The sequence below is a fragment of the Plantibacter flavus genome (genome assembly GCF_900177615.1).
Taxonomy (GTDB): domain Bacteria; phylum Actinomycetota; class Actinomycetes; order Actinomycetales; family Microbacteriaceae; genus Plantibacter; species Plantibacter flavus.
This window is the reverse complement of the sequence record NZ_FXAP01000001.1, coordinates 738,330-759,645: the sequence shown is the minus strand read 5'-3', so window position 1 is coordinate 759,645 and position 21,316 is coordinate 738,330. Positions and strand designations below refer to the sequence as shown.

At 69.3% G+C, this 21,316-nt stretch carries 21 protein-coding genes; 3 read left to right on the top strand and 18 right to left on the bottom strand.

Annotation, left to right across the window (positions count from 1 at the left end; all coding sequences use genetic code 11):
* Nucleotides 1–122 precede the first annotated feature (122 nt).
* Nucleotides 123–2,177 carry an alpha-1,4-glucan--maltose-1-phosphate maltosyltransferase gene (locus B9Y95_RS03620; protein ID WP_085510644.1) on the top strand — a complete coding sequence of 685 codons (2,055 nt, stop codon included), beginning with the start codon at nt 123–125 and terminating at the stop codon, nt 2,175–2,177.
* Between the two features lie 65 nt (nt 2,178–2,242).
* A complete protein-coding gene (gene glgB, locus B9Y95_RS03615) occupies nt 2,243–4,465 on the top strand; it encodes a 1,4-alpha-glucan branching protein GlgB (protein WP_123539795.1) in 2,223 nt (740 codons plus the stop codon).
* A 78-nt stretch (nt 4,466–4,543) separates the two neighbouring features.
* Here glgB and B9Y95_RS03610 read toward each other — a convergent pair whose 3' ends face one another.
* The 11 genes from B9Y95_RS03610 to rpsB form a co-directional block, all read right to left on the bottom strand.
* A complete protein-coding gene (locus B9Y95_RS03610) occupies nt 4,544–5,524 on the bottom strand; it encodes a tetratricopeptide repeat protein (RefSeq protein ID WP_085510642.1) in 981 nt (326 codons plus the stop codon).
* Nucleotides 5,521–7,383, bottom strand: a complete 1,863-nt coding sequence (locus B9Y95_RS03605) for a DUF8094 domain-containing protein (RefSeq protein WP_085510641.1) — start codon at nt 7,381–7,383, stop codon at nt 5,521–5,523. Before B9Y95_RS03605 ends, B9Y95_RS03610 begins: the two co-directional genes overlap by 4 nt.
* 118 nt (nt 7,384–7,501) lie before the next feature.
* On the bottom strand, nt 7,502–8,245 hold the full coding sequence (locus B9Y95_RS03600) for an alpha/beta hydrolase (RefSeq protein ID WP_085510640.1): 744 nt from the start codon (nt 8,243–8,245) through the stop codon (nt 7,502–7,504).
* Between the two features lie 52 nt (nt 8,246–8,297).
* Nucleotides 8,298–8,588, bottom strand: a complete 291-nt coding sequence (locus tag B9Y95_RS03595; RefSeq protein ID WP_085510639.1) for a hypothetical protein — start codon at nt 8,586–8,588, stop codon at nt 8,298–8,300.
* 49 nt (nt 8,589–8,637) lie between these two features.
* On the bottom strand, nt 8,638–9,306 hold the full coding sequence (locus tag B9Y95_RS03590; protein ID WP_079705666.1) for an aggregation-promoting factor C-terminal-like domain-containing protein: 669 nt from the start codon (nt 9,304–9,306) through the stop codon (nt 8,638–8,640).
* Nucleotides 9,307–9,381: 75 nt separating this feature from the next.
* The gene (locus tag B9Y95_RS03585) at nt 9,382–9,939 is read right to left on the bottom strand and encodes a DivIVA domain-containing protein (protein WP_234993947.1); all 558 of its coding nucleotides are present in this window, start codon (nt 9,937–9,939) and stop codon (nt 9,382–9,384) included.
* A 55-nt stretch (nt 9,940–9,994) separates the two neighbouring features.
* The gene (locus B9Y95_RS03580; protein WP_234993946.1) at nt 9,995–11,041 is read right to left on the bottom strand and encodes a phosphatidate cytidylyltransferase; all 1,047 of its coding nucleotides are present in this window, start codon (nt 11,039–11,041) and stop codon (nt 9,995–9,997) included.
* Nucleotides 11,042–11,112: 71 nt separating this feature from the next.
* Nucleotides 11,113–11,667, bottom strand: coding sequence for a ribosome recycling factor (gene frr / locus B9Y95_RS03575; RefSeq protein ID WP_064295107.1), 555 nt, complete (start codon nt 11,665–11,667; stop codon nt 11,113–11,115).
* A 72-nt stretch (nt 11,668–11,739) separates the two neighbouring features.
* Nucleotides 11,740–12,453, bottom strand: a complete 714-nt coding sequence (pyrH, locus tag B9Y95_RS03570; protein WP_056006822.1) for a UMP kinase — start codon at nt 12,451–12,453, stop codon at nt 11,740–11,742.
* Nucleotides 12,454–12,622: 169 nt separating this feature from the next.
* Nucleotides 12,623–13,450, bottom strand: a complete 828-nt coding sequence (gene tsf, locus B9Y95_RS03565) for a translation elongation factor Ts (RefSeq protein WP_085510637.1) — start codon at nt 13,448–13,450, stop codon at nt 12,623–12,625.
* Nucleotides 13,451–13,468: 18 nt separating this feature from the next.
* On the bottom strand, nt 13,469–14,392 hold the full coding sequence (gene rpsB / locus B9Y95_RS03560) for a 30S ribosomal protein S2 (RefSeq protein WP_085510636.1): 924 nt from the start codon (nt 14,390–14,392) through the stop codon (nt 13,469–13,471).
* A 313-nt stretch (nt 14,393–14,705) separates the two neighbouring features.
* Here rpsB and B9Y95_RS03555 point away from each other — a divergent pair, with 313 nt between their 5' ends.
* A complete protein-coding gene (locus B9Y95_RS03555; RefSeq protein WP_123539704.1) occupies nt 14,706–15,230 on the top strand; it encodes a M23 family metallopeptidase in 525 nt (174 codons plus the stop codon).
* On the opposite strand, the gene B9Y95_RS03550 is transcribed toward B9Y95_RS03555, so the two are convergent.
* The 7 genes from B9Y95_RS03550 to lepB all read right to left on the bottom strand — a co-directional run bounded on the left by B9Y95_RS03550 (nt 15,203) and on the right by lepB (nt 21,263).
* Nucleotides 15,203–16,132 (bottom strand): tyrosine recombinase XerC, encoded by a 930-nt coding sequence (locus B9Y95_RS03550; RefSeq protein WP_085510635.1) that lies wholly within the window; start codon nt 16,130–16,132, stop codon nt 15,203–15,205. The genes B9Y95_RS03555 and B9Y95_RS03550 overlap by 28 nt on opposite strands.
* Before the next feature lie 57 nt (nt 16,133–16,189).
* The gene (gene dprA, locus B9Y95_RS03545) at nt 16,190–17,530 is read right to left on the bottom strand and encodes a DNA-processing protein DprA (RefSeq protein ID WP_085510634.1); all 1,341 of its coding nucleotides are present in this window, start codon (nt 17,528–17,530) and stop codon (nt 16,190–16,192) included.
* Entirely contained in the window at nt 17,527–19,056 is a 1,530-nt protein-coding gene (locus B9Y95_RS03540; protein ID WP_085510633.1) for a YifB family Mg chelatase-like AAA ATPase, read from the bottom strand. Before B9Y95_RS03540 ends, dprA begins: the two co-directional genes overlap by 4 nt.
* Nucleotides 19,056–19,412: a YraN family protein gene (locus B9Y95_RS03535; RefSeq protein WP_064296323.1), complete on the bottom strand. Its 357-nt coding sequence runs from the start codon at nt 19,410–19,412 to the stop codon at nt 19,056–19,058. The genes B9Y95_RS03540 and B9Y95_RS03535 overlap by 1 nt, the downstream gene beginning before the upstream one ends.
* A gap of 121 nt (nt 19,413–19,533) precedes the next feature.
* On the bottom strand, nt 19,534–19,857 hold the full coding sequence (locus tag B9Y95_RS03530) for a DUF2469 domain-containing protein (protein ID WP_071260887.1): 324 nt from the start codon (nt 19,855–19,857) through the stop codon (nt 19,534–19,536).
* A 12-nt stretch (nt 19,858–19,869) separates the two neighbouring features.
* On the bottom strand, nt 19,870–20,514 hold the full coding sequence (locus B9Y95_RS03525) for a ribonuclease HII (RefSeq protein ID WP_085510632.1): 645 nt from the start codon (nt 20,512–20,514) through the stop codon (nt 19,870–19,872).
* Nucleotides 20,514–21,263 carry a signal peptidase I gene (lepB, locus tag B9Y95_RS03520; protein WP_064296320.1) on the bottom strand — a complete coding sequence of 250 codons (750 nt, stop codon included), beginning with the start codon at nt 21,261–21,263 and terminating at the stop codon, nt 20,514–20,516. Before lepB ends, B9Y95_RS03525 begins: the two co-directional genes overlap by 1 nt.
* Nucleotides 21,264–21,316 lie beyond the last annotated feature (53 nt).

The following is a 21,316-nucleotide window of genomic DNA, read 5'->3' as shown; positions in this document are numbered from 1 at the left end:
CCACCCGGGACACGGCCGCGCCGGAGGCCTTAGCATGACGCGCGACACCCCGCGCGCCCCTTCATCGGCGGTCGTTTCGCGGTACGGTCGGACCAGTGGCACCGAAGGAGATGGAACGCACTATGCCGAAGTCAGTACCGCAGTCCTCCACCGTCGACGACGCCGTACCGGTGTCGCTCACGCTGTCCCCGAGCATCGGGCGCATCCCGATCCTGGATCCGACGCCCTCGGTCGAAGATGGCCGTTGGCCGGCCAAGGCGTTCTCGGGCGAGGTGGTGCCGTTCGGCGCGACCGCGTTCCGCGAAGGACACGACCTCATCGGTGTCGAGCTCCTGCTCACCGATCCGCGCGGGAAGACGGTCGCGCATCGTATGGCTCCGGGCGCTCCGGGCACCGACCGCTTCGAGGTCGAGGTCCAACTCGCGACGGAGGGCACCTGGCGGTACCAGGTCCGCGCCTTCGCCGACGAGTTCGCGACCTGGGAGCACAACGCCCGGGTCAAGATCGAGGCCGGTGTCGACGTCGAGCTCATGTACCTCATCGGCGCGGAACTCCTCGAGCGCGCCTCGTCGGACAAGCTCCGCCCGGCTAAGGACCGCCGCTTCCTCACCGCCGCCGCCAAGCTCCTCCGCGACACCGACGCCGAGCCGGAAGCCCGGTTCGCGGTGCTCGACGACCCCGAACTCCTGGCCACCGCCGACCGCCGACCGTTCGCCGGTCTCACGAGCACGAGCGACGAGCGCGTGGTCCGCGTCGAGCGCACCCGGGCCGGCGTCGGTTCCTGGTACGAGTTCTTCCCGCGGTCGGAGGGTGCTGAGCGGAACCCGGACGGCTCCTGGACGTCGGGCACCTTCCGCAGCGCAGCCGGGCGGTTGCCGGCCGTCGCCGCGATGGGCTTCGACGTCCTCTACCTGCCGCCCATCCACCCCATCGGCGTGACGTTCCGCAAGGGGCCGAACAACACCCTCACGCCAGGCGAGCACGACCCGGGCTCCCCCTGGGCGATCGGTGGTGCCGCGGGCGGTCATGACGCGATCCATCCCGACCTCGGCACGGAGAAGGACTTCGTCGCCTTCGTCCGCCAGGCGAAGAAGGTCGGCCTGGAGGTCGCCCTCGATCTCGCCCTGCAAGCGTCGCCGGACCACCCCTGGGTGACCGAGCACCCCGAGTGGTTCACGACCCTCCCCGACGGCACGATCGCGTACGCCGAGAACCCGCCGAAGAAGTACCAGGACATCTACCCGGTCAACTTCGACAACGACCCCGAGGGCATCCGGGCCGAGGTGCTGCGCATCGTCCGCCACTGGATCTCGCTCGGCGTGCGCATCTTCCGCGTCGACAACCCCCACACGAAGCCGCTCGACTTCTGGGAGTGGTTGCTCGCGACCGTCAATCGGACGGACCCCGACGTCGTGTTCCTCGCGGAGGCCTTCACCCGTCCGGCCCTGCTGCAGGGTCTGGCGAAGGTCGGGTTCCAGCAGAGCTACACCTACTTCACGTGGCGCAACACGAAGGAGGAGCTCGAGAAGTTCCTCGGCGCGGCAGCGACCGAGACCGCCGACTTCCTCCGGCCCAACCTGTTCGTCAACACGCCCGACATCCTCACCGAGTACCTGCAGTTCGGTGGCCGGGCGGCGTACAAGGTGCGTGCGGCGATCGCCGCGACCGCCGCGCCGACGTGGGGGGTCTACGCCGGGTATGAGCTCATCGAGAACGTGGCCCGTCCCGGTGCCGAGGAGAACATCGACAGCGAGAAGTTCGAGTACCGTCCGCGGGACTGGGCCGCTGCGGAAGCCGCCGGCTCCTCCCTGTCGCCGTACCTCACCCTGCTCAACCAGATCCGGCGTGCGCATCCCGCCCTCCGGCAGTTGCGCAACATCAGCTTCCACTGGAGCGACGACGACCAGATCCTCGTCTTCAGCAAGCATCTCGACGAGCGGTTCACCGGCACCGGTGAGCATGACACCCTGCTCGTCGTCGCCAACCTCGATCCGCACTCGGTGCGACAGACCATGGTGCACCTCGACCAGACCGTGTTCGGTGGTGTCCCCGGCGGCAGCTTCGACGTCACGGACCTCGTCACGGGAGCCGAGTGGATCTGGTCCGACAGCAACTTCGTGCGCCTCGACGCCTTCGCCGAGCCCGTGCACATCCTGAGCGTGAGGATCCGACCATGACGACCAGCCCTGTGACCCCAGACGGAGCCGCTGCACCGAAGCGCTCCGGCCGTCGCGCCGCACCGATGCCGGTCGACGCCACACCGGCGCCCCGGGAGCTCCCGCTCCCCTCCGTCGAGGACTGGATCCTCGACGCCGTCGCGGAGGGCCGCTACCACGATCCACATGAGATCCTCGGCCAGCACCTGGTCGACCTCGGCGGGGTGAGCGATCCGCTCGTGGTCGTCCGCGCCAGGCGTCCGCTGGCCGAGCAGGTGACAGCGGTGCTCGCCAACGGTGCGCGCGTCGAGCTCGCGCACGTCCGCGCCGGCATCTGGCAGGGCTTCCACGTCGACGGCATCATCGACTACACGCTCGACGCCCGCTACAGCGACGGGTCGATCTGGAACGCCGACGACCCGTATCGGTTCGCCCCGTCGATCGGTGAACTCGACCTGCACCTCATCGGCGAGGGTCGCCACGAACGGCTCTGGGACGCCCTGGGCGCACACGTCACCGAGCTGCGTGGGGTCACCGAGTCGGTCGCCGGCACCGCGTTCGCCGTCTGGGCACCCCACGCCCGCGCGGTCCGGGTCATCGGCGATCTCAACTCCTGGGACGGCACTGCGCACGCCATGCGCAACATGGGTGCGACGGGTGTCTGGGAGCTGTTCATCCCCACCATCGGCGCCGGCGAGCTGTACCGCTTCGAGATCCTGACCCAGCACGGCGACTGGGTCCGTCGGTCCGACCCGATGGCCCGGTTCACCGAGCGGTCCCCCGCGACCGCATCCGTGACCGGTGTCAGCGACTACCACTGGACCGACGAGGCGTGGCTCGATCGGCGGGCCGCGAGCGATCCCCACAACGGGCCCATGAGCGTCTACGAGCTCCACGTCGGCTCCTGGCGTCCCGGGCTCGGCTACCGGGACCTCGCGGACCAGCTCATCGAGTACATCGCGGAGCTCGGCTACACGCACGTCGAGTTCATGCCACTCGCCGAGCACCCCTTCGGCGGCTCCTGGGGCTACCAGGTCACCGGTTACTACGCGCCGACGAGCCGCTTCGGTTCGAGCGACGACCTCAAATACCTGATCGACCGTCTCCACGGCGCGGGGATCGGCGTCCTCATGGACTGGGTGCCCGGCCACTTTCCCAAGGACGAGTGGGCCCTCGCGAACTTCGACGGTCAGCCCCTCTACGAGCACCCAGACCCGCGACGTGGCGAACAGCCGGACTGGGGCACGCTCGTCTTCGACTTCGGGCAGCCCCAGGTCAAGAACTTCCTGGTGGCCAACGCCCTCTACTGGCTCGAGGAGTTCCACGTCGACGGCCTGCGCGTCGACGCCGTCGCCTCGATGCTGTACCTCGACTACTCGCGGAAGGACGGCGAGTGGCTGCCGAACGTCCACGGCGGGCGCGAGAACCTCGAGGCGATCAGTCTCCTCCAGGAGGCGAACGCGACGGCCTATCGACGGAACCCCGGCATCGTGATGATCGCCGAGGAGTCGACGAGTTGGCCCGGCGTCACCGCGCCGACGAGCGAGGGCGGACTCGGGTTCGGCCTGAAGTGGAACATGGGCTGGATGCACGATTCGCTCCAGTACATCGAGCACGACCCGCTCTACCGGTCACACCACCACGGCGAGATCACCTTCTCGATGGTCTACGCGTTCAGCGAGAGCTTCCTCCTGCCGATCAGCCACGACGAGGTCGTCCACGGCAAGGGGTCGCTCCTCGCGAAGATGCCCGGTGACCACTGGCAGCAGCTCGCGAACATGCGGGCCTACCTCGCCTTCATGTGGGCCCACCCCGGCAAGCAGTTGCTCTTCATGGGCCAGGAGTTCGGCCAGCCCTCCGAATGGTCGGAGGAACGCGGTCTGGACTGGTGGATCCTGGACCAGCCGAGCCACCGGGCACTGCTCGGCCTCGTGTCCCGGCTCAACGCCGTGTACACGGAGCACCCGGCTCTCTGGGCCCTCGACCACGACGCCGCCGGCTTCGAATGGCTCGACGCCGGGGACGCGCAGAACAGCGTGCTCTCCTTCCTGCGCTGGGACGACGACGGCAACGTGATCGCCGCGCTCGTCAACTTCTCCGGCGCCCCCGTCGGCCCGTACCGGGTCGGTCTGCCTCGCGCAGGTCGGTGGGAGGAACTCCTCAACACCGACGCCGTGGAGTACGGCGGATCCGGCGTGGGCAACTACGGATCGATCGAGGCGTCGGCGTCACCGTGGGCAGGACGCCCGGCTTCCGCCGAGCTCACGCTCCCGCCGCTCGGCATGATCTGGCTCAAGCACGTCGGCTGACCAGGCTTCCGCGGCACCCGGCTGCACGACGAAGGCCCGCCTCCTGAGGGAGGCGGGCCTTCGTCGTGCACCGGTCGGTCAGTAGAGGAGGCCGGTCAACCGGGCCCTGGCCTTCATCACGCGCGGATCGGTGACGCCGGCGACCTGGAACAGCTCGAGCAGGCGCGTCCGGACGGTGTCCTTGCCCGACTGGTCGAGGTCGGGGAACAGCGTCAGCAGACGATCGAAGGCGTCCTCGAGGTGCCCTCCGGAGAGGTCGAGGTCGGCGACGGTCAGCTGGGCGTCGAGATCATCGGGAGCGGCGGCCGCTCGTCCGCGGATCTCATCGAGGGTCTTCCCCGTGAGGCGGTGCAGCAGACGGACCTGGGCGAGGCCGGCCACAGCCATGTCGTCCTTCGGGTTCTGCGCGATGGCCTTCTCATACGCGGCGATGGCCGTCGGGTAGTCGGCGCGTTCGATGGCCTCGTACGCCTCGGCGTGGAGGGGCGGCAGCGGCTCTTCAACGGGCTCGGCGGGGGCTGCGGCGTCGCCATCGGCGACGACGGCCCGACCGGAGACCCCGTTCTGCTCGGCCAGCTGCAGCAGCTGCTCGATCACGTCGCGCACCTGCGACTCCGGGATCGCACCGTTGAACATCGGCACCGGGCGTCCGCCCACGACGGCGACGACCATCGGGATCGACTGCGCCTGGAAGGCCTGGGAGAGCTGCGGGTTCGCGTCGACGTCCACCTTGGCGAGCACGAAGCGACCGGCGTATTCGGCGGCGAGGCGCTCGAGCACCGGCGAGAGCTGCTTGCACGGCCCGCACCATTCGGCCCAGAGGTCGATGATGACGGGGACCACGGAGGACAGCTCGACGACCTGACCGAACCCGTCGTCGGTCGCGTCGAAGACCAGGGACGGGACCTGAACGGTCTGATCGGTCGTGGCCCCGGGCGCTTCTGCAGGCGCACCTGGCTGTGCCGGCGCACCGGCGGGCGGCGCCTGGTGGCGACGCGCGAGGCCGGAGAGGTCGACGGCGCCGCGCAGGTGTGCTGCGCTCGGCTCCGCGGCACTCACGGAAGCTCCGATGCGGCGATGAGGGTCTGGGTGAATCCGAGCAAGGTGATCTTCTCTCCGGAGTTGACGGCTGGCACGTAGAACAGGAGCTGGTCGCCATAGGTGGCCTGCGTCCCCTTCGCGCTCTCGGTGATCCCGGAGAGCGCGGCGACGGCACCCTGAGGTTTCACGGTAGCACCGGCTGTGACGACGGAGACCACCTCGCCCTCCTGCACGTTGACGGCGACGATCGCGCCGGAGTCGTTGGTCGCCAACGCGACGTTCGGGCCGGTACCGGCGGCCGCCGAGAAGGCGATGCTGGCCGTCGTCGGCAGGCTGGCGGCCTTCGCGGCGCGATCCGCGGCGACCTGCGTCCGGAAGACGTCGCCGTCAGCGTTGAACAGGCCGGCGAAGGTGCTCGCGTCGCCGTTGGTGATGATGTCGGCGTACGCCGCGGCGATCTCCTCCGGCGGCATGACGAGCAGCTTCGAGTCGGGCGGGACGCTCGCGGCACCGATGGTCGCGGGCGCGACGTTCTCGAGTCGGGCGCCCTCGAGGAGCTTCTCCGCGTAGACGACCTGGTAGTTCGACCGCGGGTCCTGCTGCGTCATCACGAGGACCGTCGGCGACACCGTCTCGTCGGCCTTGTCCTGGATCGCGGTCATGACCGTCCGAGGCCAGGCGTCTGTCGCCTGAGGCAGGGTGAGCGTGACGGGCGACGCGGGTATGGGCGTCGCTCCGGCGGCGTCGGCCACCTTCGAGCGGAGGGCGTAGTTCGCGGTGCGCTCCTCGAGCGCCGGCCCGGAGAACCGGACGGCTGCCGCTGTGCCGTCGAGCGCAGCATCGGCCTCGGACGCCGCCGTCGAGATCCGCGACACGATCCGCTCGACCTGTGGCACGGTGACGACGGGCGCCGCGAAGTCCTGGTCCTGGCTGTCGGCCGGCAGGTCCGTCGCGGTGACGGTGGGCGTCGGCGACGGTGCTCCGATGGTCGGCCAGTAGTCCTGGGAGCAGCCGCTCAGACCGAGGGTCCCGATGAGGACGAGCGGGACGCCCACGACGATGGATCGGCGGAGCGGCGAGCGCTTCGTCTTGCCGGCCCCGAGTTCACGGGGGCGGCGCGGCTTCGGTTGTCTCGACATCTTCGTGATGCCCTTCTGTCCTTGTCCCGGACCCTTGCGACGCGGGCCTCGCGACCGCCGCATGCGCTGGATCCCCGAGAGGTAGAGCACGATACCGGCGAGGAGCACGAGGATGCCGCCGGCGATCAGCGGACCGGCCCATGGGGTGGCGTTGTCGAGCGGCCAGGAGAGGCGGAGGGAGTCCGGAGCGGCGGCCGTGCCGTCGGTCGCGATGAGCACGTCGATGTCCTTCGGCAGGCTCATCGTCGCGATGACTGCGCCCGCTTCGTCGTACTCGCCGAGCCAGAGGTCGGATCCGCGCGGATCAGGGCCCTTCTCGGAGGTCGTGGTGTCGTCTGTTGGCTCGGGGGCCGGTGTCGCCGACGGCTCAGGACTCGGGGTGGCCCCGTCGTCGGTCGCCTCCGCTTCGGCGGTGACGGTCGTGGTGGTCAGGGCGGTGCCGGCACTGTTGACGCCGACGCGGCTGTACGGCTCGTCGCCGAGCCAGGCCGTGATGTCGTCGGAGCGCCCGTAGCTCATGAACACCTGTGTGTCGCCGCCCGCGCCCGCCACGATGGACTGCGCTCCCGGCTGCGACTGCAGCACGCTTCCGGGGATGACGATGAACCGGTCTCCGCTGTCGACCGTCGTGGACAGGCTCAAGGTGCCGGGCGAGAGGAACACGGTCCGTTGCGCGATTCCCGTCACGATCATGACGGCTGCCACGACGAACGCGGCGATGGCGAGAACGAAACGCACGGATTACTCTCCTCTGGCGTCGGAGCGACGCGGGTGATCCTGCGTCCGACGGGATCCGGCGGGTCGGGCCGGCAGGAGACGCAGGTGGTTCAGGCTATCGGAAATGACTGGGAGGCGGCTAGACGGCCGCTGGGAGGCCGGCGGTCGGCCAGTGGGTCGGGAGCGGGAGCGCCTCGGGACGCACTGCAGCGACGATCTCGGTGAGCACGCGTCGGGTCTGGCTCTCCCCCACCCACAGGTGCTTGGCACCGTCCACCGGGACGAGGGTGGCCCCGGGGAGGACGCTGAACCGTTCCGCCGCTTCCGCGGGTCGGAGGTAGTCGTCGAACTCGGGCACGAGGACGACCATCGGCCGGTCGTCGCCGGCCCAGGCCCGGAGCTCGTCCTCCGTCGTGCGGTGCAGCGGCGGAGAGAGGAGGATCACGCCCTCGACGGCCGGGTCGCGCCCGTACTTCAAAGCCAGCTCGGTCCCGAACGACCATCCGACGATCCACGGATGCGGAAGTCCGCGCTCGGCCACGAACGCCAGCGCGGCCTCGACATCGGCCCGCTCGCCGACGCCGCCGTCGAACGCGCCGTCGCTCGTCCCTCGCGGAGACGAGGTGCCACGGGTGTTGAAGCGGAGCACCGCGATCGCCGCGAGCGCAGGCAGGCGCGCCGCGGCCTTCCGGAGCACATGGGAGTCCATGAACCCGCCGGCGGTCGGCAGCGGGTGGAGCGTCACCAGGGTCGCGACGATCTCGCCGTCGGCTGGCACCGCGAGCTCGCCGACGAGGGTCAGTCCGTCGGCCGTGTGCAGCTCGATCTCCTCGCGGACGGCGGGGAGCTCGGCGCCACCACGGATCTCGATGGTGTCGGTCATGAGTCAGTCCTCCGGGGCGGTGTGATCGGGTCGATTCGCGGCATGCGTGCGTTCACCGGATGCGCCAGCAATGGGAGTGCCAGTGCCGGCGGGCAGCGATGTCGGCCTGGTCGCCCAGGAGCCCGTCAGCGCGCCACGTGACCACATGGGCGGTGCCGGGCGGGATGGACTGTCCGCATCCGGGACACACGTAGGTCTTCTGCGCACTGGAACCGCTGACGGGCTGGACGAACCAGGATCCGTCTCGATGGTCCTCGGTGCGTTTCCACCCTGCCATCAGCCGTTCGAGACCGTTACCCTCGTCGTCGCCGGGCCGTGGCCGGTGGCGGTGGTGTCGGGGCATGGGTCAAGTCTAGGCTCAGCCTCCACGACCGTGTCGGAGGCGGTTCCGGTCAGTACCAGCCGTTGGACTCCGAGTGGGCCCACGCGCCACATGGCGTGCTGTACCGACTCGTGATGTATCCGAGGCCCCAGGTGATCTGCGTCGCGGGGTTGGTCGCCCAGTCGGCTCCAGCCGAAGCCATCTTGGAGCCGGGAAGTGCCTGCGGGATGCCCGTGGCGCCGGAGCTGGCGTTGTAGGCGTACACGTTCCAACCCGACTCGCGGTTCCACAGGGAGACGAGGCAGCTGTACTCGCCCTCGCCCCAGCCGTTGGCCATGACCATGTCGTAAGCGATTGCCTGAGCCGTACCCGGGTCGGGCGTGCCTGCCGCGGGAGCGCTGCCCGTGGACGAGGAACCGCCGCCGGTCGCGGCCGGCGTCGCCACGGGAGGCGGCGGGGGCGGAGCGACGACCTCGTAGCTGTCGCGGGCGAAGGTGTACTGGTAGTTCGAGCTTGCGACGACCGACTGCGCGGCGTTGCCACCGAACTGCGCCTGCTTCTCCGCGTATGAGGACGCCACGACGCTTGAGGTCGGGTCGACCATGGTCACGGCGACGAAGCCGAATGCAGCCGTCGCGGCGAAGATCCCGAGGACCTTCTTGCCGCGAGAGCGCGGACGACGGTAGGGCTGAACAGCCTTACCGGTGTTCGGCTGGGCTGATGGCTTCCACGGGGTCACGTCAGTTGAGTCTTGAGGCACGATGCATCGATGGTAGCCGAGAATGCCTGATCAGGCCACCTGGTCGCCCGATGCTCAGCGAACCGCCAGCATGACGTCCACGACGCTGTCGAGCAGTGCGTCGACCTGGGACTCGCGGTATCCGGCCCATTCGTTGCGGAACACGGCCGTGCGGACGCGGTCGACGTTGAGCGGCGTGCCGTCGTGGAAGTAGGCGACGAGGCGATCCGCGAGGGCGTCCACGTCCTTCCGGCTGTAGCCGCGGGCGAGTAGGCTCACGCGCTGGAACCGCTGGCCCTCCGGCCTCGTCAGCCGGTTGAGGATGACCTGCGCGGTGCCGCGGGCGTCGCGCAGCCACTCCTTGGCGCCGCGCTCCTCGACCGAGCGCTCTCGCTCCCGGAGCGAGAAGGCGTCCTCGAGTCGCTCGAGCGCCGCGTCGACGTGCTCGGTGCTGTAGCCGCCCCGGACCAGCCGGAACGCCACGTGCCGGATGTCCTCCGCGCTCAGGATCGCATCGGCGTCGGCGTCGGTCTCCTGCCCGTAGGCGGCGCGAGCGCGGTCGAGGAACTCGTCGACCTCGGCCGGATCGTAGCCACGCTTCGAACGTTTTGAGGTGGGGAAGATCGTGCTCACCGGACCATTCTCCCCCATGAGGGGCTGATCGGGCGAAATCGGACCGCGCCGCGACTCAGACCGCGAGCCCGCCGAACAGGAGGAAGACCACGTAGGCGACGACCGCCGACGGCAGGATCGAGTCCAGCCGGTCGAGGAATCCCCCGTGGCCAGGCAGCCACGAGCTCATGTCCTTCACACCGATGTCGCGCTTGATGAGCGACTCCGCGAGGTCGCCGACCGTGGCACTGCCGAGGAGCAGCAGACCGAGCAGGACACCGACCCACCACGGAACACCGAGCATGAGGATCGCGAGCAGCACGCCGGCAACGACCGAGACGACACCAGCCCCGGCGAAGCCCTCCCAGGTCTTGTTCGGACTGATCACCGGCGCCATCTTGTGCTTGCCGAACGACAGACCGCTCACGTAGGCGCCGACGTCGACGCAGATGACGAGGATCAGGAAGGCGAGCGTCCACCACTCGCCCTCGGGCTGGGCGACCAGGAACACGGCGAAGGAGGCGAGGAAGGGGACGTAGACCTGGATGAACGTCCCGGACGCGAGGTCGCGGACCAGCGTTGGGAGGTCCGTCCGCTTCGAGGCGATGGCCTGCTCGGCCACGCGCCAGACGATGACGAGCAGGATGCCGAGCAGGACGACGGACCAACGCCAGACGTCGTGGAGGAAGAACGCCGCCGGCTGCATCGCGACAGCCGAGATGACGGTCGGGATAGCCGGCACCCGGCGCCCGGTCTGCTCGAGGGCCTTCCGCAGCTCCAGCGTGGCGAACGCCACCACGGCCGAGGCCAGGACGACGAAGATCACCTTGAAGATGATCAGGCTCACGAGCATGATGCCGCCCGCGGCCACCCCGATGAGGATGGCGTTCACGAGGTTGCGGCCGACCCGCGCCTCGATGCGTTCGTTCGTCGCGTCGAACTGCGCCTTCGTCGCCTGGACCTGCCGTTCGATGTCGGCACGTTTGGCGTCGACCTGCCGCTCGAACTTCGCGCGGCGGTCCTTCAGCTGGGACCGCAACTCCTGCGGACCCGACTTGCCGGACCGGCCGGGTTCGGGTTTCGACGGATCGCTCGATCGCCCGGGAGCGACATCGTCTTCCACAGGTACCTCCAGCGGGCGTGCCGTCGGTCGAGGGACCGGTCGGCGAACGGAATCAGCGGTGGGACAGCGGCTCAGATGGAGAGCAGCTCGGTCTCCTTGGCCTTCAGCGCGGCGTCGACGGCGTCGATGTGCGACTTCGTGACGGCCTCGAGCTCCTTCTCGCCGCGTGCGACGTCGTCATCGCCGACTTCGCTCTTGAGCGCCTCGAGGTCGTCCTTGCCCTTGCGACGGATGTTTCGGATCGACACCTTCGCGTCTTCACCCTTGCCGCGGACGATCTTGACGTATTCCTTGCGACGCTCAGCGGTCAGTTCAGGCATGGTGACCCGGATGACGGTGCCGTCGTTCGTCGGGTTGGCGCCGAGGTTCGGGATGTCGCGGATCGCCTGCTCGATGTCGCGCAGTGCGGACTTGTCGTAGGGCGTCACGACGATCGTGCGCGCTTCCTGGTTCTGCAGGGAGGCGAGCTGCGCCAGCGGCGTCGGCGTGCCGTAGTAGCTCACCAGGACCTTCTGGAACAGCTGGGGGTTGGCGCGACCCGTACGCACCGTGGCGAAGTCATCCTTCGCGGCCTCGACGGCCTTCGACATCCGGGTACCAACATCCGAGAGGACATCCGCGATCACGAGCACTCCTTTGATTGCATTACTGGGTTCAGTCTAGTCGGGCGACGGCGCTTGGCCCGGCCGCCCTGCCGCTTACGCGGAGGTGACGAGGGTGCCGATAGCAGCACCGCGGATTGCCGCCGTGACGTTGCCGGCCGGCTCCATACCGAAGACGCGCATCGGCATGCCGTTGTCCATGCAGAGGCTGAAGGCCGTCGAGTCGACGACCTTGAGGCCGCGCTGGAGCGCCTCCTGGTAGGAGATGGTGTCGATCTTCGTCGCGGTCGGGTCGACGCGGGGGTCGGCGGTGTAGACGCCGTCGACACCGTTCTTGGCGACGAGGACCTCGACGGCTCCGATCTCGAGCGCGCGCTGTGCTGAGACGGTGTCGGTCGAGAAGTACGGGAGTCCGGCGCCCGCTCCGAAGATGACGACGCGACCCTTCTCGAGGTGTCGCTCGGCGCGGAGCGGGATGTACGGCTCGGCGACCTGTGTCATGGCGATGGCCGACTGTACGCGCGTGGCGGCACCGGCCTGTTCCAGGAAGTCCTGGAGCGCCAGGGCGTTCATGACCGTTCCGAGCATGCCCATGTAGTCGGCTCGGCCGCGGTCCATGCCGCGCTGGCTGAGCTCGGCTCCGCGGAAGAAGTTGCCGCCTCCGACGACCACTGCGACCTCGACCTCGGCGGTCGCCTCAGCGATCTCGCGGGCGATCGACCCGACCACGTCGGGGTTGACGCCCAACTGGCCGCCTCCGAACGCCTCACCTGACAGCTTGAGCAGTACCCTGCGCTTCTTCTCCGGCATCCGCCTGTCCTTCCTCGTCCCTCACACAACTTAGCGTCAGGAGCCGCCCGCTGTCCGCGACAGCCGTCGACTCGCTGGCTGGATCGTCACCGATCCCACGTGCACGGGTATACCCGCGCACGCAAAGGGGTCCGGATCGCCACTGGCGATCCGGACCCCGTCACAACTGCTACGCGCCGACCTTGAAGCGGGCGAACCCGGTCACGGTGAGGCCCGCGTCAGCGAGCACCTTCTGCACGGACAGCTTGTTGTCCTTGGCGTAGTCCTGCTCGAGGAGCGCGACCTGCTTGAAGTACGAGGTCACGCGGCCCTCGACGATCTTCGGCAGTGCGGCCTCGGGCTTGCCCTCGTTCTTCGAGATCTCGGTGACGATCTCGCGCTCCTTCTCGACCTCGTCGGCCGGGACGTCGTCGCGGCTGAGGTAGGACGGGTTGGCGAACGAGATGTGCTGCGCGATGCTGCGAGCCGTCTCCGCGTCGTCGCCCGTGTAGCCGACGACCACGCCGACCTGCGCGGGCAGGTCCTTGTTGGTCTTGTGGAGGTAGACGGCGAAGTGCTCTCCGTGCACCACCGCGAGCCGGCGGAGCTCGAACTTCTCACCGATGATCGCAGCGGAGTCCGCGATGACCTCGGCGACGGTCTTGCCGTCGGCCGGAGCCGCGTTCCCCTCTTCGACGGTGGTCGCGCCGGCGGCGACGACCGCGTCGAGGACGAGGTCGGCCAGAGCGAGGAACTTCTCACCCTTCGCGACGAAGTCGGTCTCGCAGGCGAGCTCGATGAGCGTGGCGGTGTCGCCGTTCTCCTTCGCGGCGACGAGGCCCTCGCTCGTGGAGCGGTCGGCACGCTTCGCGTTGCCCTTCGCACCCTTGAGACGCAGGATCTCGGTCGCCTTCTCGACGTCGCCATCGGCTTCGATGAGTGCGTTCTTGGTGTCGACCATGCCGGTGCCGAGCTGCTCGCGCAGCACCTTCAGGTCAGCGAGAGAAAAGTTGGCCATTGCTGGTGTCCTCCTTGATTACTTCTCGTCGGCGACGACGGCGGCAGCTGCGCCATCGGCGTCGGCGGCGGACTCGGTTGCAGCGACCTCGACGTCTTCGACAGCCGGGGCTGCCTCGACGGCGTCGGTTGCGGCGATCGCCTCATCGGCGACCTTCTCGGTCTCGGCGGAACCCTGCTCGCCACCCTGGAGGAGCTCCTGCTCCCACTCGGCGAGCGGCTCGGCCGGGGCGTCTCCCTCGGTCGGCTTCTGGTGGCGCTGGATGAGACCCTCGGCGGCGGCGTCGGCGATGATGCGCGTCAGCAGGCCGACGGAACGGATCGCGTCGTCGTTACCCGGGATCGGGTAGGTGACCTCGTCGGGGTCGCAGTTGGTGTCGAGGATGCCGATGACCGGGATGCCGAGCTTGCGCGCCTCGTCGATCGCGAGGTGCTCCTTCTTGGTGTCGACGACCCAGAGCGCCGACGGCGTCTTCGAGAGGTTGCGGATACCACCGAGCGACTTGTGGAGCTTGTCCAGCTCGCGCTTCTTGATGAGGAGTTCCTTCTTGGTGAAGCCGCTCTTGGAGGCGTCTTCGAAGTCGAGCTCCTCGAGCTCCTTCATGCGGGCGAGTCGCTTCGACACCGTCTGGAAGTTGGTGAGGAGGCCACCGAGCCAACGCTGGTTGACGTAGGGCTGGCCGACGCGCGTCGCCTGCTCGGCGATGACTTCCTGCGCCTGCTTCTTCGTGCCGACGAAGAGGATGGTGCCGCCGTGGGCGACCGTCTCCTTGACGAAGTCGAAGGCCTGGTCGATGTAGCCGAGCGACTGCTGCAGGTCGATGATGTAGATGCCGGAACGCTCGGTGAAGATGAAGCGCTTCATCTTCGGGTTCCAACGGCGGGTCTGGTGCCCGAAGTGCACGCCGCTGTCGAGCAGCTGGCGGATGGTTACGACGGCCATGAGCCGTTCTCCTGTTCTGCGCTCGCCACCGCACCGCTGACGCGGACGGGTGGGAGTGCCTCGGTTGTCTGACGGACCGGATGGCCTCGTCCCTGGTGCCCGGCGCACGTCCGCCACGCTCCGGAGAGCGAGGACCGATTGGAAGTGGTGGCCGAAATGGCACGCGTAGTCACCCCGACGAGCGAGGTGCTCCGTTCAGCATAGCATCAGGCCACCGTGATGACGGCGCTCCACAGGCCGTCCGACCACGTCCGTCTCCCCGCTCCGAGGTGCCCACCCGCCCTCGCTCTCCCGAGCCCGTCAGGCTCGGATCATGATGACCTCGATCGCGAGCCGGTTCCTCATCTCCTGCCTGGTGTTCCTCGCACCCGTGAGCACGTCTGGGGCGGCGCCGGCCTGGAGCTGGCCGATCGCTCCCCCGCACGTCGTCACCGAGCCGTTCGTCGCGCCGCCCGACCCGTACAGCGCCGGCCACCGGGGTGTCGACATCGCGGCATCGCCCGGTCTGCCGGTCGCCGCAGCGGCAGCCGGCGTCGTGACGTTCAGCGGGACGGTGGTCGACCGCCCACTCGTCGTGATCCGGCACGACGACGGACACCTTTCAAGCATCGAGCCGGTGATGGGTTCGGTCGAGGTCGGCAGCCGCGTCACCCGCGGGGCACCGATCGGGACCGTCGGCGTCGGCGGGCACTGCGCCGACAGCTGCGTGCACTTCGGGGTGCGGCTCGACGGCGTCTACGTCAATCCGATGCTGCTGCTCGGCGAGGTGCCACCGGCCGTCCTGCTTCCACTGACCGCGACCGCCGGGGCTCAGGCCCGCGGGTGGGCGTTGCGGTAACTCTCCTTGATGCGTTCGACGGAGACGTGCGTGTAGATCTGCGTCGTCGCGAGACTCGCGTGGCCGAGGAGTTCCTGGACCGCGCGAAGGTCCGCTCCCCCGTCGAGCAGGTGCGTCGCGGCGGTGTGCCGCAGGGCGTGCGGCCCTGCCGGACCACCACCAGGCACGGCGTCGAGGAGCCGGGCGACGAGCGTGTAGACCGAGCGCGGGCCGAGCCGTCCTCCGCGCGCGCCGAGGAAGAGCGCTGCGCCGGGCGTCGGTCCGCGGTCGTTCGCGGCTGCACGGGCGACCAGCTGCGGGCGGGCGCTCGTGAGGTAGTCGACGATCGCCGACTGAGCGGGGACGCCGAACGGGACGACCCGCTCCTTGTCGCCCTTACCCGTGACACGGACGGTGAGCCGGTCGAGGTCGAGGTCGTCCCGGTCGAGTCCGCACAGCTCGGACACGCGGAGGGCTGACGCGTAGAGCAGTTCGACGACGGCGAGGTCGCGGAGGGCGTTCGGCTCCCCCGATGCGGCGCGGTCCTCGAGCCCCGCGAGGAGGTCGTCGAACGGGCCCCGGCCGACGACGCGTGGCAGGGTCCGACCCGTCTTCGGACTCCGCAGACGTGCCGCGACGTCCGAATCGACCCTGCCGGTGCGCAGGAGCCAGGCGCTCCAGGCCTTGGCCGTGGCGGTGCGTCGCGCGAGCGTCGCCTTCGACGAGCCGGCCTCGGAAGCGTCCCAGAGCCAGTCGCGGAGGAGGTCCAGCGTCACGCCGTCGACGCGCTCGACGTCGCGTCCGGTGGCGAAGTCGGCGAGCTGCCGGAGATCGGAGGCGTAGGCGCGAACGGTCTGCGGCGACAGCCGACGCTCGGAAGCGAGGTGCTCCGAGAACCCGTCGATGCTGCTCGAGATGTCCACGTGGACAGCATGCCTCACGCGTCCGACGCCGCGGCCTTCCCCCGCCGAGCGATCACCTCACGCCCGTCCACCGACGAGCACCCACCCTCGTTCGCGTTCCTCGACGGCCCCGGCGAGGTCGAGCGCACCGAGCACGCCGCTGACCTCGCGAGGACTCAGACCACTCGCTTTCGCAAGCGCCTCGACGGTGCGCGGCGAGCGCGCGCTCATCACATCACGGACCCGGCGTTCCTCCGGAGAGGCGAACGCCTGCGCGTCCGCGTCGACCGCGATCCACCCGGCGAGCTCTGCCATCTGTGCGGCGTTCGTCACGCAGGTGGCGGCGTACTCACGGATCAAGCGGTGACAGCCCGCCGACGACGGACTCGTGACCGGGCCGGGCACGGCTCCGAGCGGACGCCCGAGGGACGCAGCGTGACCCGCCGTGTTGATCGACCCGGAGCGGTCGCCGGCCTCCATGACCACCGTCGCAGCCGAGGCTGCGGCGATGAGTCGGTTCCGCTGGAGGAATCGCCATTTGGACGGTGTGGACCCGCACGGTGATTCGCTGATGACGGCTCCACCGGCCTCGCGGATCCGACGGATGAGCGCATCGTGACCGGCTGGGTACGGCCGATCGACCCCGCCTGCGAGGTAGGCCACGGTCACGCCCCCGCTCCCGAGCGCGGCTCGGTGCGCCGCGCCGTCGATGCCGTACGCGGCACCCGACACGATCGCGAAGCCCCGATCGACGAGCCCGGCCGCAGCCTCGAGGGTGACGTGCTCGCCGTAACCGGACGCAGCCCGGGCCCCGACCAACGCGATGGCGCGTCCTCCCGAAGGCGCGTCGGGAGCACCGCGCAGCCAGAGGGCGTGCGGCGCGTGCACACCGAGGTGGTCGAACCCCGGATGCCAACCCGGAACGCCGGGCAGGAGTAGACGTACGCCGACCTCGATCGCCGTCTCACAGGCGGCGACGAGGTCAGCGGAGACGAGACGGGGGCGCCAGCGTTCCAGCGCACTTCCGAGCACGCGGGAGGCGGGCATCGCGGCGGGATCCTCGGACTCGGCATCGGCCGACGTCGAGCCCGAACCACTGGACCACTCGCTGCCGAGGATGCGGCGCTGCAGTTCGGTCGGTCCCACCCGTTCCAGGACCGCTGAGAGCGCGCCCGCAGGGCCGAGTGCACCGACCACGAGCCCGGCGACGCCGTCGCCCGGTTCGGCGATCATCGTCCAGGCCGCCCGAGCGAAGGCCGCCCGGATCCCGGCGGTGCCGACGTTCTCGTCGGCCTTCGGGACGCGCTCGGCACCTCCATCTGCGCGAGGACCGTCCACGGACTCGGCCGACTCCAGGCCGCCGAGTCCTCGGACGAGCCGTTCGACCAACTCGCGGTCCAAGCCGAACCACGCAGTCATGAGATGCCCTTCCGCAGGAAGAGGGCCCGCCCCAAGTGCTCGGCTGTGGGGCTGTCGGCCCCATCGAGGTCGGCGAGCGTCCAGCTCAGTCGGAGGATGCGGTCGTAGCCACGCATGGTGATGCCTCCCCGCTCGAGGGAGCGGTCCAACGCGCTGGTGACGGATCTGGGCAGCCGCATCCGCGGGCTCCTGAGCCAGGTGCCGCTCGCCTGTGCGTTCGTGATCCAGCCGGTGCCGGCCAACCGCTCGGCACTCGCGGCCCGCACCGCTTCGACGCGGGAACGAGCCTCAGCGGTGGAGACCCCACTCTCTTGCGAGAGACTCGTCAGTGCCGAGGTGATCCGGTGCACCCGGACGCGGATGTCGATCCGGTCGAGGAGGGGCCCCGAGATCCGCCCGAGATAGCGTCGACGGGCCTGCGGTGGACAGGTGCAGACGCCGTCCGCCGTGCCGTACTGGCCGCAGGGGCAGGGGTTTGCGGCGAGGACGAGTTGGAAAGCGGCCGGGAACGTCGCGCTGCCGTGCGCACGATGCACGGTGACCACGCCGGCTTCGAGTGGCTGACGCAGCGAGTCGAGGACGTCGGCGCGGAACTCCGGCGCTTCGTCGAGGAAGAGCACGCCGTGCGCCGCGCGCGCGGCTGCTCCGGGCCGGATCTGGCGCGAACCGCCACCGATGATCGCCGCCGCCGATGACGAGTGGTGCGGGCTCTCCCACGGTGGTCGTCGGGCGAGCGCGCCGTCCGGCGGCAGACCGATGAGCGAGCGGAGGCAGCTGACCTCGACCGCGGCCTCGGGCTCGAGGTCGGGAAGGATCTCGGGGAGCCGGGCGGCCAGCATGGTCTTGCCGGCACCGGGAGGTCCGACCATCATGACGTGGTGCCCGCCCGCCGCCGCAGCGACCATCGCGTCGACCGCGTCCGGCTGTCCGACCACGTCCGCGAGATCGAGTGGGTCGGGCGTGGGCAGCCGGTCGACCCGCTGTCGGACGGGTTCGAGGTCTATCGTGGACAGTTCTCCACCGTGCCAGATGGCCGCATCACGAAGTGAGGTCGCCCCGATCACCGTGACGCCGGGCACGAGCTGCGCCTCCTCGACGTTCGCCGTCGGCACCATCACCGCGTCGTAGCCGGCGCGGGCGACGGCGAGGACGGCCGGCAGCACGCCGACGAGCGGACGGAGCCGACCGTCGAGCCCGAGCTCACCGAGGTGGACGACCCGCTCGGCGGACTCCCGGCGGACGAGGCCGCCGACGGCGAGGCAGGCGATCGCCATGGAGAGGTCGAATGCGCTCCCCTGCTTGGGCAGCGACGCGGGAGACAGGTTGATCGTGAGCTTGCCACCGGGCAGCTCGCAGCCGGAGTTCGCCGTCGCACTCTTGATGCGGTGTGCGGCCTCGCCGAGCGACTTGTCGGGAAGCCCGACGATCGCCATGCCCGGTACGGTCGCGGCGGCCGACGCCTCGACCTCCACGATCGCGCCAGTGAGGCCGGCGAGCGCGACCGACCAGGTGCGTGCGACGGCCATCAGGAGACTCCCCGCAGGTGCTGGAGTCGCATGTCCCCTTCGGACGGCAGCACGATGCCGACGACGTCGACGCGCATCCGCCTCGAGCGCGGTCGGTGCTCAGCGCACCAGGCTCCGGCGAGGCGACCGATCCGGGCCAGCTTGCTCGGCGTCACCGCCTCCGCGGGATCGCCGAAGCCGACGCCGGAACGGGTCTTCACCTCGACGAACACCAGCGTGCCGTCGTCGTCCGCGACGAGGTCGAGTTCGCCCTGCGGGCATCGCCAATTGCGGTCGAGGATGCGGTATCCGCATGCCTCGAGATGATCCGCCGCCACTTGCTCGCCGCGTCGGCCGAGCTCGTCCTTCCGTGCCATGTGCACCTCCTGGCATCCAGCCAAGCGTGCAGACGAGGCTCGTTACCCGGAGGTGGGTCTGTCGTCGACGAGCGCGCGGCGAAGCGCGCCTGTGGAGCGCTCTCGGCGCGGGGGCCTCGCTCTACTCGTCGAGCGTGAGTTCCTTCGGGAGCTCGAAGTCGCGCGAGGACAACTGCTCCACATTGACGTCCTTGAACGTGAGCACTCGGACGCTCTTGACGAACCGGTCGGACCGGTAGACGTCCCACACCCAGACGTCGGTCATGGAGAGCTCGAAGTAGAAGTCGTTCGCCGTGTCGCGTCGCACGAGATCGACCTCGTTGGCGAGGTAGAACCGGCGCTCGGTCTCGATCACGTACTTGAACTGACCCACGACATCGCGATACTCGCGGTAGAGGGCCAGTTCGACCTCGCGGTCGTAGTCTTCGAACTCGTCTTCGTCCATGGTCTCTCCAGTCTACGTGTAGGCGGGCAGCCAGCTGCTCCGGTGGTGGAGGGTCAGGCCGTGCGCGGAGAGGGCCGACAGATGCTGCGCCGAACCGTATCCCTTGTTGCCCTCCCACCCGTACTCCGGAAGTGCCTCGTGCAACTCGATCATCAGTCGGTCCCGGTGCACCTTGGCGAGTACGGACGCTGCGGCGACCGACGCGCAGTCCCGATCCGCTTTGACCCTCGTGGTGATGGTGAGCGGTCGCTGGAGCGCCCGGCTCAGCCAGTCGCTGTTGCCGTCGAGCAGGACCGTCGATCCCGTGACGTCCGCGCCGACGGCGTGCAGTTCGAGCAGTGCCCGACGGCCGGCGAGTCCGAGGCACGCGGTGATGCCGAGTTCGTCGACCTCCGCCGGACTCGCGAGTCCGACGGCCCCGTACAACACCCACTCGCGGGCCAGCGGTTCCAGACGGGTCCTCGCTCGCTCGCTCAACAGCTTCGAGTCGCGGAGTCCCTCCGGGAACGGCCCACAAGCCGGGGCGACGACCGCAGCGCCGACGGCCACCGGGCCGGCGATCGCTCCGCGACCCACCTCGTCCATGCCGATGACCGACGGGACACCCGCAGCGAACAGTTCGTGCTCGACCTCGAGGGTCGGTTCGCTGGCGGCCATCACTCCTCTTCTGGGGCGGGGATGCCCTGGAAGACGGACGGGTAGTTGTCGAGCCAGGCCCAGTTGCTGGAGGGCCAGGTGATGACGAACGCACGCCCCACGACGTTGTCGATCGGGACGAAGCCACCACCGGGTGTGTCGCCGTTGTACCGGGAGTCCTTCGAGTTGTACCGGTTGTCGCCCATGACCCAGAGCGAGCCCTCCGGGACGACGATGTCGAACGGGTCTCCGGACACCTTCTCGGTGCCGGCCGGGAGCTTCACGTACGGTTCGTTCAGCGGAACACCGTTGACCGTCATCTGCCCGAGCGGGTTGCAGCACGACACGTGGTCGCCCGGCAAGCCGATGACGCGTTTGATGAGGTGGTCGTCGCTGTCGGGAGCGACGAGGCCGAAGATCGACAGCACCCATTCAACGGCTGCGGTGACGGGAGGCTGCGGAGCCTCGACCGTCTGCGGGAGCCAGCCGCCCGGATCCTGGAAGACGACCACGTCGCCTCGGTTCAGCGAGACCACGTCGGGGACGAGCTCGTTCACCAGGATGCGGTCCTGGATCTGCAGTGTGTTCTCCATCGACCCGGACGGGATGTAGAACGACCGCACGAGGAAGGTCTTGATGAGGAAGGAGACCAGCAGCGCGACCACGAAGATGATGAGGAGGTCGCGAAGGAAGAGCAGCGCTCCGCGTTTGCCGCGGGGGCGCTGCTGGTGGTCGGGCGACGCGTCTGCCGCCAGGGAATTGTCTGTCATTTAACCGCCTGAGCTCCCCACCAGCTTATCCGGTGGGGAGCTCAGGAATGATC

Bases quoted from the DNA above. Each gene is read 5' to 3' on its own strand.
- B9Y95_RS03620 (WP_085510644.1), top strand. From the start codon at position 123: ATGCCGAAGTCAGTACCGCAGTCCTCCACCGTCGACGACGCCGTACCG.
- glgB (WP_123539795.1), top strand. From the start codon at position 2,243: ATGCCGGTCGACGCCACACCGGCGCCCCGGGAGCTCCCGCTCCCCTCC.
- B9Y95_RS03600 (WP_085510640.1), bottom strand. From the start codon at position 8,245: ATGACCGACACCATCGAGATCCGTGGTGGCGCCGAGCTCCCCGCCGTC.
- B9Y95_RS03595 (WP_085510639.1), bottom strand. From the start codon at position 8,588: ATGCCCCGACACCACCGCCACCGGCCACGGCCCGGCGACGACGAGGGT.
- pyrH (WP_056006822.1), bottom strand. From the start codon at position 12,453: ATGCCGGAGAAGAAGCGCAGGGTACTGCTCAAGCTGTCAGGTGAGGCG.
- tsf (WP_085510637.1), bottom strand. From the start codon at position 13,450: ATGGCCAACTTTTCTCTCGCTGACCTGAAGGTGCTGCGCGAGCAGCTC.
- rpsB (WP_085510636.1), bottom strand. From the start codon at position 14,392: ATGGCCGTCGTAACCATCCGCCAGCTGCTCGACAGCGGCGTGCACTTC.
- B9Y95_RS03555 (WP_123539704.1), top strand. From the start codon at position 14,706: ATGATGACCTCGATCGCGAGCCGGTTCCTCATCTCCTGCCTGGTGTTC.
- dprA (WP_085510634.1), bottom strand. From the start codon at position 17,530: ATGACTGCGTGGTTCGGCTTGGACCGCGAGTTGGTCGAACGGCTCGTC.
- B9Y95_RS03540 (WP_085510633.1), bottom strand. From the start codon at position 19,056: ATGGCCGTCGCACGCACCTGGTCGGTCGCGCTCGCCGGCCTCACTGGC.
- B9Y95_RS03535 (WP_064296323.1), bottom strand. From the start codon at position 19,412: ATGGCACGGAAGGACGAGCTCGGCCGACGCGGCGAGCAAGTGGCGGCG.
- B9Y95_RS03530 (WP_071260887.1), bottom strand. From the start codon at position 19,857: ATGGACGAAGACGAGTTCGAAGACTACGACCGCGAGGTCGAACTGGCC.
- B9Y95_RS03525 (WP_085510632.1), bottom strand. From the start codon at position 20,514: ATGGCCGCCAGCGAACCGACCCTCGAGGTCGAGCACGAACTGTTCGCT.
- lepB (WP_064296320.1), bottom strand. From the start codon at position 21,263: ATGACAGACAATTCCCTGGCGGCAGACGCGTCGCCCGACCACCAGCAG.